We start from the raw sequence: 10,213 nt of genomic DNA on the forward strand, positions 1-10,213 counted from the left end.
GGTGACAGTCGGACAGGGTGTCACATTGTCCTACCGATTTTGGGCTGCTGCTAATGGCTTTGCATGCGGTGGTTAGGGTCTTTGGAGGTTTAGCTTGCATCCCCTTGGCCAGGAGAATTTGGGACACCGATGACCGACCCTTACTCCCCGTATTCGAACCAGCCCGATCCGAACCAGCCTCAGCAGCAGTGGGGCCCGCCGCCCACCTCTGCGCCGCCCGGTCAGCCGGCCGGCTACCCCGACCCGGCACAGCCGGGTGCCCAGCCGCAGTACGGCGTGCCTGGCCAGCCGGGTGCGTACGGCGCCCCGGGTCAGCCGGGTGCGTACGACCCGACGGGCCAGCAGCCGCAGTACGCAGCGCCCGGTCAGCCGGGTCAGCCCGGTGCGTACGACCCGACGGGCCAGCAGCCGCAGTACGGCGTGCCGGGTCAGCCTCCGCCGTATGGTGCCCCGGGCCAGCCGGGGGCGTACGACCCCACCGGACAGCCGCCCTTCGGCACCCCGGAGCCGCCGAAGAAGTCCAAGAAGGGCCTGACCATCGGTCTGATCATCGGTGGTGTGGTGCTGCTCGTGCTGCTGCTCTGCGGCGGTGCGGTGGCGCTGGTGATGAACAGCGGCGACGACGAGGACGACCCGGTGGCCCAGCCGAGCACCAGCGCGGGCGCGGACCCGAGCGGCAAGCCTTCGCAGGGCGGCGACAACAAGAAGAACAACAACGCCATCACCGCCGACTCTGCCAGCGACTTCCGTGAGGTCTGCTCGGGTGGCGCGATCACGAACGCGGCACCCTACAACGGCCCCGCTGGCGCGAAGGCGTACGCCTTCTCCAACTCGCCGGGCCGGCTGACCAGCTGGAGCACCGAGTCGCTCGACTACGACGCGGCGTACTACGCCAAGTCTGCCGACTACGCCACGGTGAGCGTGGTGGGTTGCCTCACCTACGAGGAGGGCAGCGAGGCGTCGGGCCAGAAGTGCAACATCGAGGCCACCGACGGCACCAAACTCACGATCGACTACATGTCGTCCCGCTACACGCTGACCTTCCACAACGCCCAGACCGGCGAGAAGATCGGCGATGGTGGCAGCGTCAACGCGCCGGCCACCCGTTGCCCGAGCTTCATGACCTACAACAAGACGACGCTCAAGTCGTACGCCTCGCCGGACGACGGCACGCTGAACGCAGCGTTCAAGAAGTTCCTGTCCTGATCGCCGCGTCGTGCGAGCAGGTGATCGTGCTGCCTACGGCGTAACCGGCCACGCGACGGCGTGACCGTGCAGCACCCCGGGGCCGCGTACCGCATCGGTACGCGGCCCCGCCGCATGTTCACGGCGAACTTGCCGCATGCCAGCACCGAACTCGCCGCAGGTCTGCGCGAGCTGGGGAGAAGGCATCCCGGCTTTCCTTGATCCATAAGGCCCTTTTGTCGCTTCGGACGAAAGTTAGCGTCAGATTGGCGGAACCTCTGGACAGGTGACGCGGCGCACTCCTACTGTGGCGGGCACAACTTTCGATGTCGTACCGGCGTGCTGTCGGCGTGGACATCAGGCTCCCCAGCGGAGGTGAGACCGAGTGCGCAACGCGGAACCGTTACATCTCCGGCTGCTGCGACTGCTGCGGGACAACGGTGCGGTGTCCCGTGCCGAACTGGCCGACCGGCTGGAGATTCCCCGACCACGACTACTGGCCGAGGTGTCCCGACTGGTGAGCCTGGGCTACGTCGCCGAGGCCGGCCTGGCCGCCTCCCGGGGCGGGCGACGCTCCACACTGGTGGAACTCAACCCGAGCCTGCGGTTCGCCGCCGTCGACCTGGGGGCCAGTTCGATCGATGTCGAGGTGGTCAACGGGCGGCTCGAACCGGTCGTCGCCTACGCCGAGCCGGCCGACATCCGTACCGGCCCCAAGGTGATCCTGCAACGGGTCAACGAGCTACTGCACAAGGCGAAAGCCGACGGAGCGTACGAGCGACTCGACGCGGTTGGCGTGGGCGTACCCGGTCCGGTCAGTTTCCGCGACGGCGTCCCGGTCTCACCGCCGATCATGCCCGGCTGGGACCGGTTTCCGGTCCGGGAACTGCTCACCCGGGAACACGGCTGCCCATCGGTGGTCGACAACGACGTCAACATCATGGCGATCGGGGAGCGGCACGGCGGGGTGGCCCACTCGGTGGACGACTTCCTCTTCGTCAAGGTGGGCACCGGCATCGGGTGCGGCATCTACCTCAGCGGCGAGGTCTACCGAGGCGTCGACGGCTGCGCCGGGGACATCGGACACATCCAGGTCGACGCGCACGGTCCGATGTGCACCTGCGGCAACATCGGGTGCCTGGAGGCGCTCTTCAGCGGCACCGCGCTGGCCAAGGAGGCGGTCACCGTCGCCCGGAGCGGTACCTCGCCGGCGCTGGCCGAGCGGCTGACCGCCAAGGGCGTACTCACCGCCCTCGACGTCGCGGCCGGAGCCATCGAGGGGGACGTGGCCTGCATCCAGCTCATCCGGGACGGCGGTCGTCGCCTCGGCGGGGTGCTTGCCGGGCTGGTCAGCTTCGCCAACCCATCCATGATCGTTATCGGAGGTGGGCTCGCCCAACTCGGGCACATCCTGCTGGCCGAGATCCGCAGCGTGGTCTACCGCCGCTCGTTGCCCCTGGCCACCGGAAACCTGCCGGTCGTACTCTCCGAACTTGGGCCCCGGGCCGGGGTCACCGGGGCGGCGGTGCTCGCCAGCGACGTCGCCTTCGGGGAGGCGACGTGACCGAGGTCGTGTTGCGGTTCACCGACGTGGTCAAGACGTTCCCGGGCGTACGGGCCCTGGACGGGGTGCAGTTGGAGGTACGCGCCGGCGAGGTGCACTGCCTACTGGGCCAGAACGGTGCCGGTAAGTCGACCCTGATCAAGGTGCTCTCCGGGGCGCACCGACCTGACTCGGGGCAGGTCGAATGGCTCGGACAGCCGGTCACCTTCGCCAATCCGCAGGCCGCGATGAAGGCCGGCATCGCCACCATTTATCAGGAACTCGACCTGGTCGAGGACCTGTCGGTGGCCGAGAACGCCTTCCTCGGTCACGAACCACGTCGGTTCGGCTTCATCCGTCGAGGGCAGATCGTCCGGCGTACCCGGGAGATCCTCGGCCGGCTCGGCCACGCCGAGATTCCGCCCCGGCGGATGGTCCGGGCCTTGCCCGCCGCCGGTAAGCAGATCGTCAGCATGGTCCGGGCGCTGTCCCACGAGGCCCGACTGATCGTGATGGACGAGCCCAGTGCGGTGCTCGCCCACGACGAGGTGGGCAACCTGTTCCGGATCATCCGGGAGCTGACCGCCCAGGGGATCGCGGTCATCTACATCTCGCACCGGTTGGAGGAGATTCGCGAGATCGGCGACCGGGTCACGGTACTCAAGGATGGTCGGACCACCGCGGCCAACCTCTCCGCCCGGGACACCCCGACCCGCGACCTGGTCAGGCGGATGACCGGCCGCACCATCGAGTACGTCTTCCCGGACCGGCCCGGAACCGCGCCGGACCAGCCTGGAACCGCGCCGGACCAGCCCGCCGCCGAGCCGGAGCACGCCGAGCTGCTGCGGGTCGACCGGCTCGGTCGGTCGGGCGAGTTCGCCGACATCTCGCTCAGCGTGGCCCGCGGCGAGATCGTCGGCATCGCCGGGCTGGTCGGCTCCGGCCGGTCCGAGCTGCTGGAAACCATCTACGGTGCCCGCCGAGCGGAGACCGGCACGGTGCGGATGGCCGGCCGGACGCTGCGCCCCGGCAGCGTACGGGCGGCGGTGAGGGCCGGCATCGGCATGGCCCCGGAGGAACGTAAGAGCCAGGCGCTGCTGCTCGGCGAACCGATCTACCGCAACGTCACCCTGGCCACGTTCAGCCGCTACGCCCGACTCGGGTTCACCGACGCGGGCCGGGAACGGGCCGAGGCCGACCGGATCGCCGAGACGTTGGAACTGCGCCCCCGGGACGTACGCCGTCCGGTGCGCACCCTCTCCGGCGGCAACCAGCAGAAGGTGGTGGTCGGCCGGTGGCTGCTCGGTGACACCCGCCTGCTGCTGCTCGACGAGCCGACCCGAGGGGTGGATGTCGGCGCGCGGGCCGAGCTGTACCAGGTGATCCGGGCGCTCGCCGCCCGTGGCGTGGGTGTCCTGCTGGTCTCCAGCGAGGTGCCGGAGGTGCTCGGCCTGGCCGACCGGGTGCTGGTCATGCGGGAGGGACACATCGTCCACCAGGCGTCGGCCGGGCAACTCGACGAGGACACCGTCCTCGATCTCGTGATGGCGGGTTCGCTGATGGAAGGAGTGGCAACATGACCGACAGCACCGCGACCGCCGTACGGAAGACGCCGGCGCAGCCCGACCCCGAGCCCGGTACGTCGTGGTGGCGTGGGGACGGCAGCGAGTCGGTACGGCGTAACCTCGGCCTGCTCGGGGTGCTGGTCGCGCTGGTCGTCATCGGCATCGTCACCCGGCCGGACCTCTACGGCGACTCGCGCTGGGTCAGCGACAACATCTTCTCCATCCTCAAGCTCGCCTCGGTGATCGGCGTGGTCACCGTCGGCATGACCTTTGTGATCATTGGGGGCGGGATCGACCTGTCGGCGGGGGCGATCGTGGCGTTGGCCGGTGTCTGGTCCACCACGCTCGCCACCCAGAGTTTCGGTGCCGGCGGCATGATCTTCACCGCGATCGCGGTCGGCGTCGGGGTCGGGCTGGTCAATGGCCTGCTCATCTCGTACGGCCGGCTGGTGCCGTTCATCGCGACCCTGGCGATGATGGTCGCCGCCCGGGGCCTGGCGGCGGAGATCTCCAACAAGCAGACCCAGGTCTCGGCCAACGACACCATCAACAGCATCGCCAGCGCGAAACTGCTGGGCATCCCGCTGCTGGTCTACATCCTCGCCGTGGTGGTGGCCGCTGGTTGGGTGCTGCTCAACCGCACCACCTTCGGCCGACGCACGGTGGCCGTGGGCGGTAACCCGGAGGCGGCCCGGCTCGCCGGGATCAACGTCAAGCTCCACACCATGTTGCTCTACGCGCTTTCCGGGCTCTGTGGTGGCATCGCCGCCATCATGTTGACCGCGCAGGCCAACTCCGCCCAGGCGGCAATGGCCAACCTCTATGAGTTGGACGCGATCGCCGCCGCCATCATCGGCGGAACTCTGCTCAGCGGCGGTCGGGGCACCATCGTCGGATCGTTGCTCGGCGTGATCATCTTCGCGACGATCACCAACCTGTTCGCGATCAACGACCTGTCGGTAGAAGCACAGAACATGGTCAAGGGCGGCATCATCGTCGTCGCCGTACTGGTCCAGCAGTTCCGATTCAAGTCGCTGACCCAATTCCTGCGCCGCAACAACAAGGTCACGACCACGACCTGACCTAGCACCACCCGCACCTGGTGACGCCCTTGTCGGGCGCTCGCCTGATCCCGCACACCCGCATACCCCTAACAGCACACCCCCATCAGTCCAGAAAACAGGAGGTCGACATGACCCAGCACAGTCGCGACCTGTCGCGCCGCCGGCTGCTGCTCGGCGGTGCCGCGATCGGCACCGGCACCCTGCTCACCGCCTGCACCAGCAACGAGGCCGCACCGAACGCGGCGCAGACCAAGGCCGGCGACGCCGGCGGTGGCAACGCCGCCCCGGGCAAGAAGGTCACCATCGGCTTCTCCGCGCCGGCCGCCGACCATGGCTGGACCGCCGCCATCACGATCAACGCCAAGGCGCAGGCCGCGGCGTACTCGGACGTGGAGCTGAAGTCGGTCGAGGCCGGTGCCGACGCCGCCACCCAGCGGGCCGCGCTGGCCACGCTGCTGTCCCAGAAACCGGACGTGATCGTCCTGCTGCCGCACGACGGCAAGGAGCTCAACGCGTTCGGCTTGGAGGCGATGAAGGCCGGCGTCCCGGTGGTCAACCTGGACCGGGCGTTCCCGGACGCGCTCGCCTACCGCACCCAGATCAAGGGCGACAACTACGGCATGGGGGTTTCGGCCGGCCGGTACATCGGTGAGCAGTTGAAGGCCAAGGGCGTGACCAACCCGATCATCGGGGAGATCGCCGGCATTGATGCTTTGGAGCTGACCCAGGAGCGGTCCGCCGGATTCAAGGCCGAGTTGGCCACCTTCGGTTTCAGTGTGTCCAACCGGCGGGCCGCCGAGTTCACCGCCGACACCGGCCAGCGCGAGGCGGCACAGTTGCTCCAGGCGCTGCCGAAGATGGATGCGCTGTGGAACCACGACGACGACCAGGGGATCGGTGTGCTGGCCGCGATCAAGCAGGCCAACCGGTCCGAGTTCATCATGGTCGGCGGAGCCGGTTCCAAGGCCGCGATCGAGGCGATCCAGGCCGACAACAGCGTGCTGAAGGCGACGGTCACCTACAGCCCGTCGATGGCCTCCTCGGCGATCTCGCTGGCCCGCCTGATCGGGCAAGGCAAGGGCATGTCCGACCTGGTGGAACTCCAGGTGCCGAAGGAGATCGTCCTCGCTTCGGAGACCATCACCAAGGAGAACGCGAGCGCCTACCTCAAGCTCGGGTTCTGACGTACGGGGGGAGACCCACCTTGTCCACTGTAGATAATGAGCTGCGGGTCGGCCTGGTCGGCTACGCGTTCATGGGTGCCGCGCACTCGCAGGCGTGGCGGACCGTGAACCGGGTGTACGACCTGCCGGTGCGAGCCCGGATGGCCCTCATCTGCGGTCGGGACGCGGCGAAGGTGGCCGACGCCGCCGACCGGCTCGGCTGGGACGGGTACACCACCGACTGGCGTGACCTGGTCGGCCGGGACGACATCGACGTCGTCGACGTGTGCACTCCCGGCGACAGTCATGCCGAGATCGCGATCGCGGCCCTGGCAGCGGGCAAGCACGTCCTGTGCGAGAAGCCGCTGGCCAACTCGGTCGACGAGGCCCGAGCCATGGCCGCCGCCGCGACCACCGCCCAGGCGGCGGGGGTCCGGTCCATGTGCGGGTTCAACTACCGTCGGGTGCCCGCGGTCACCATGATGCGTGACCTGGTCGCTGCCGGCCGGCTCGGGGTGATCCGGCACGTCCGGGCGGCCTACCTACAGGACTGGATTGTCGACCCGCAGTATCCGCTGGTCTGGCGACTACAGAAGGACCGGGCGGGCTCCGGCGCGCTGGGCGACATCGGTGCGCACATCATCGACCTGACCCAGTTCGTCACCGGCCAGCGGATCACCGGCGTCAGCGCGATCACCGAGACCTTCATCAAGGAACGACCGCTGCCGGACATGGTGACGACCGGGCTGGTCACCGTGGACGACGCCGCTGTCTTCGTCGCCCGGCTCGATGGCGGCGCGCTGGCCACGTACGAGGCCAGTCGATTCGCCACCGGACGCAAGAACGCACTCCGGGTCGAGATCAACGGGTCGCTCGGTTCGCTCGTCTTCGACCTGGAACGCCTCAACGAACTGGAGTTCCACGACGCCTCGGCACCCAGCACCGAGCAGGGGTTCAACCGGATCCTGGTCACCGAATCCGACCACCCGTACCTGTCCGCGTGGTGGCCGCCGGGGCACATCATCGGCTACGAGCACTCGTTCACCCACCAGATGCGCGACTTTCTGGCGACGATCGCCGCCGGGGCCGACCCGACCCCGTCCTTCGCCGACGCACTTGGAGTGCAACTGGTGCTGGACGCCGTGGAACGTTCCGCCGCGCTCGGCTCGTCATGGGCGGAGGTGGAGCCAGCCCTCACCACGGTCGCCGCATGACCATCCAGGACGCGGGGGAGGCGAGGCCGGAACGCCGACCGACCTCGTCTGCCAGCCCCGTCCGTTCGTACCGGCAGGCACCCCGGGGACAGCACCGACGCCGCCGACGTCGGCACTGATTCCGGGCTCGTCGTACCGGACGCAGGGACGGACGGGGCACCACCGTGCCCGGAACGCGGTTAACTTCATACCTGTTCGGCCGTGCGGGCGATGTCCCCCGGGTGCCCCGCACGAGGAGGGAGCACACATGCGTACGGGTGTCTGGTTGGTGGGGGCGCGTGGCTCGGTGGCGACCACCAGCATCGTCGGGGCGCTCGCCCTGCGGGCCGGGCTGGCCGAGCCGACCGGTTGCGTCACCGAACTGCCGGCGCTGCGGAGTCCGGCCCTGCCCGCCCTCGGTGACCTGGTCTTCGGCGGGCACGACGTAATGGCGACCCCGCTGGTGAAGAAGGCGGAGGCGCTGGCGGCGGCCGGAGTGCTGCCGGCCCGACTGGTGACCGCGCTCGCCGAGGAACTGGCCGGGGTGGAGCGCGAGATCCGGCCGGTGCCCAACGTCGGACGGCAGGCCGACACGATCGCCGGGATCATCGCTGACCTGACCGGATTCCGAGACCGGCACAGCCTGGATCGGGTGGTGATGGTCAACGTCTCCACGACCGAGCCGGTGCCCCCCACCCACCCGGCCCACGCCGACCTGGCCGCGTTGACCACCGCGCTGGAAGCCGGGGAGACGGTGCTTCCGCCCAGCGCCGGGTACGCCTTCGCTGCGTTCACCGCCGGCTGCTCCTACGTGGACTTCACGCCGTCGACCGGTGCCCGGTTACCAGCGCTGGCCGAGTTGGCCGCTCGCGAGCGGCTGCCGTACGCCGGCCACGACGGCAAGACCGGCGAGACGCTGGTCAAGTCGGTGCTGGCACCGATGTTCGCCATGCGTAACCTGCGGGTGCGCACCTGGTCGGGGGTGAACCTGCTCGGCGGCGGGGATGGTGCCGCCTTGGCCGAGCCGGCGGCCAACGCCGCCAAGGCGGCCAGCAAGCAGCGGGTCCTCGGCGAGACGTTGGGCTACGTTCCGCAGGGCACCACCCGAATCGAGTACGTCGAGGACATCGGCGACTTCAAGACGGCCTGGGACCTGGTCACCTTCTCCGGTTTCCTGGGCACCCCGATGCGGATGGAGTTCACCTGGCACGGCTGTGATTCGGCGCTGGCCGCCCCGCTGGTGCTCGACCTGGCCCGGCTTACGGCCGCAGCACATGCGGCTGGTCGTACCGGTCCGCTGACCGAGTTGGGTTTCTTCTTCAAGGATCCGCTCGGTTCGGTGGCGGATTCCGGGGCCACCGCCGAAACGGAGGGTTTCGGGGGCGTCGCCGAAGCCACAGGTGGTCACGCGCTGGCCGAGCAGTGGGCTGCCCTGCGTGGACTGGTCCGACAACTCGACACCACCATCGGGCGGGATGGAGCTGGCGATGCCGTCGCTGCGTGACCTCGCGGAACTGGTCCGGGTCCCGGCCACCCTCTCCGTACCTGGGGACGTGCTGGCCGGTGCGGTCGCCGCCGGGCCGGCGTACCCGGTCGCCGATTTCGCAGCTGAGCCGCCGGATGGGAATCGTCGTGGCCGGGCGGCGCGGACGTCCGGCCTGGCCGGAGCTTCGGTGCTGCTCTACTGGGCCGGCATGGCGGCCAACGACTGGGCCGACCGTCGACTCGACGCGCTCGAGCGGCCGGAACGGCCCATCCCCAGCGGCCGGGTCCACCCGGCGACCGCGCTCGGCCTCTCCGCCGGCCTCACCGTGGCCGGTCTGGCGGCGGCCGGGCTCGCGGGTGGCCGCCGGTCGCTGGCCGTGGCCGTGCCGCTGGCCGGCGCGGTGTGGGCGTACGACCTGTGGGCCAAGAAGACAGCGGCCGGCCCGGCGGTGATGGCCGCCTGTCGCGGGCTGGACGTGCTGCTCGGCGCGAGCCTCGGCCGGCCACTGCGGGCCGTACCGGCGGCGTTGACGATAGCCGCGCACACCTACACGGTGACCGAGTTGTCCCGCCGCGAGGTGACCGGTGCTGACCGGTGGCTGCCGACGGCAACCCTGGCCGGCACGGCGACCCTGGCCGGCGCGGCGACTCTGGCCGGCCCGGCAGTTGGGCCGGTGGTGGCCGAGGCGAGAACAGCCGGTGAGGCGGGGGCTGGTCGAATGCGTCGTACTCGGCGCGACTGGCGGGGGCTGGTGCCGGCCGTACTGGCCGCCGGCTACGCCGCCCGCTACGGCCGGGCGCAGGCACGGGCGATGGCCACCCCGGATGCGGCCCGGATCCGGGCCGCGGTGGGGGCCGGCATCACCGGGCTGCCCGCCTTGCAGGGGGCGCTGATCGCCCGGGCGGGTGCACCGGTGTTGGGGATGGCGGTGGCTGCTGCCGCACCGGTGGGGCGGTGGCTGGCCCGCTGGATGTCACCTACCTGATCTCAGCCGATCGAGGGCTACCGCTTTGA

The 10,213-nt window shown here is 69.8% G+C and carries 9 protein-coding genes; 8 read left to right on the top strand and 1 reads right to left on the bottom strand.

Going from position 1 to position 10,213, the window contains the following annotated elements:
• The first annotated feature begins 129 nt into the window (after positions 1-129).
• Positions 130-1,206 (top strand): hypothetical protein, encoded by a 1,077-nt coding sequence (locus ACWDV4_RS17835; protein ID WP_449979961.1) that lies wholly within the window; start codon positions 130-132, stop codon positions 1,204-1,206.
• Between the two features lie 33 nt (positions 1,207-1,239).
• On the opposite strand, the gene ACWDV4_RS17840 is transcribed toward ACWDV4_RS17835, so the two are convergent.
• On the bottom strand, positions 1,240-1,392 hold the full coding sequence (locus tag ACWDV4_RS17840) for a hypothetical protein (protein ID WP_449979964.1): 153 nt from the start codon (positions 1,390-1,392) through the stop codon (positions 1,240-1,242).
• A gap of 178 nt (positions 1,393-1,570) precedes the next feature.
• Here ACWDV4_RS17840 and ACWDV4_RS17845 point away from each other — a divergent pair, with 178 nt between their 5' ends.
• From ACWDV4_RS17845 to ACWDV4_RS17875, 7 genes are all read left to right on the top strand, one after another.
• A complete protein-coding gene (locus tag ACWDV4_RS17845) occupies positions 1,571-2,749 on the top strand; it encodes an ROK family protein (protein ID WP_449979966.1) in 1,179 nt (392 codons plus the stop codon).
• Positions 2,746-4,308 carry a sugar ABC transporter ATP-binding protein gene (locus ACWDV4_RS17850; RefSeq protein WP_449979968.1) on the top strand — a complete coding sequence of 521 codons (1,563 nt, stop codon included), beginning with the start codon at positions 2,746-2,748 and terminating at the stop codon, positions 4,306-4,308. Before ACWDV4_RS17845 ends, ACWDV4_RS17850 begins: the two co-directional genes overlap by 4 nt.
• Positions 4,305-5,375 (top strand): ABC transporter permease, encoded by a 1,071-nt coding sequence (locus ACWDV4_RS17855; RefSeq protein ID WP_449979971.1) that lies wholly within the window; start codon positions 4,305-4,307, stop codon positions 5,373-5,375. The genes ACWDV4_RS17850 and ACWDV4_RS17855 overlap by 4 nt, the downstream gene beginning before the upstream one ends.
• A gap of 110 nt (positions 5,376-5,485) precedes the next feature.
• Positions 5,486-6,541, top strand: a complete 1,056-nt coding sequence (locus ACWDV4_RS17860) for a substrate-binding domain-containing protein (RefSeq protein ID WP_449979974.1) — start codon at positions 5,486-5,488, stop codon at positions 6,539-6,541.
• A 20-nt stretch (positions 6,542-6,561) separates the two neighbouring features.
• A complete protein-coding gene (locus tag ACWDV4_RS17865; protein WP_449979976.1) occupies positions 6,562-7,734 on the top strand; it encodes a Gfo/Idh/MocA family protein in 1,173 nt (390 codons plus the stop codon).
• 247 nt (positions 7,735-7,981) lie between these two features.
• Positions 7,982-9,217 (top strand): inositol-3-phosphate synthase, encoded by a 1,236-nt coding sequence (locus ACWDV4_RS17870; protein ID WP_449979978.1) that lies wholly within the window; start codon positions 7,982-7,984, stop codon positions 9,215-9,217.
• The gene (locus ACWDV4_RS17875; protein ID WP_449979981.1) at positions 9,189-10,184 is read left to right on the top strand and encodes an SCO3242 family prenyltransferase; all 996 of its coding nucleotides are present in this window, start codon (positions 9,189-9,191) and stop codon (positions 10,182-10,184) included. Before ACWDV4_RS17870 ends, ACWDV4_RS17875 begins: the two co-directional genes overlap by 29 nt.
• Positions 10,185-10,213 lie beyond the last annotated feature (29 nt).

It is taken from the genome of Micromonospora sp. NPDC003197 (assembly GCF_053590565.1).